The sequence below is a fragment of the Gordonia sp. i37 genome (assembly GCF_002043085.1).
GTDB classification, from domain to species: Bacteria; Actinomycetota; Actinomycetes; order Mycobacteriales; family Mycobacteriaceae; genus Gordonia; species Gordonia polyisoprenivorans.
This window is the reverse complement of the sequence record NZ_MVPX01000648.1, coordinates 1-781: the sequence shown is the minus strand read 5'-3', so window position 1 is coordinate 781 and position 781 is coordinate 1. Positions and strand designations below refer to the sequence as shown.

Here is a 781-nt window from a genome sequence, read left to right as displayed (position 1 = left end):
AATCGAGCGGTCCACGATGTTCAGCAACGACATGCGGGTGTGCTCATCGACCATCGACGCGATCTTGATCTTGTGTCCGTCGACGGTGGAGTCGAACTGAAAGTCCAATGCCCACACCACCTTCGGTGCATCCGCGACCACGATCGGCACCGACGATTGGCCAGCCCGTTTACGTCGCGGTGCCCGACGCACTTGCAGACCTTCCTCCTTCCACAGCCGGTGCACCTTCTTCTTATTCACCGTGTCGCCCTCATCGAACCGCAGCCACGCCCAGGCCCGACGGAACCCGTGGCGTGGGTTCTTGCGGGCGTAAGTCCGTAGCTGCTCCCGCAGGCCGGCGTCCGGATCAGCCGGGGTCTGCGCCTGCGGTAACTGGCGATAGGCCGAGCGGGCGAGCCCAACCACCCTGCACGCCTTACGTTCTGACATGTTCATCACGTCTTTGAGCATGTCGATGGCGGCGCGTTTGGCGGTCGGGCTCAGAATTTTCCCTTCGCGATCTCCCGCAGTGCGTCCTTCTCCAACTCCGCATCGGCGAGCAGTCGCTTGAGCCGGCTGTTCTGCTCACGCAGCTCTTTGAGCTCTTTGGCGGCATCAGCGTCCATGCCGCCGTACTGGCGGCGCCAGTTGTACAACGTGGCGGCCGACACCTCGAGGTCGGCGGCGATCTCCTCGCCGGTCTTTCCCTCCGCCGCCAACTCATCGGCCCGGCGCAACTTGCGCACGATGTCCTCCGCCGAGTGACGCTTACGTCCTGCCATGTTCCTCATCGTCCCTTCTC

The 781-nt window shown here is 63.4% G+C and carries 2 protein-coding genes; both read right to left on the bottom strand.

Translation table 11 applies throughout. The features are described from left to right. Window positions 1–429 (bottom strand): IS3 family transposase (locus tag B1964_RS29340; protein WP_172399019.1); only part of this gene is annotated, 429 nt, incomplete at its 3' end. Between the two features lie 50 nt (window positions 430–479). Further along, window positions 480–761: a transposase gene (locus B1964_RS29335; protein ID WP_253194271.1), complete on the bottom strand. Its 282-nt coding sequence runs from the start codon at window positions 759–761 to the stop codon at window positions 480–482. Between the last annotated feature and the right edge of the window lie 20 nt (window positions 762–781).

What these genes read in the sequence shown, in the direction of transcription:
- B1964_RS29335 (WP_253194271.1), bottom strand. Translation starts at nt 761, where the DNA reads ATGGCAGGACGTAAGCGTCACTCGGCGGAGGACATCGTGCGCAAGTTG.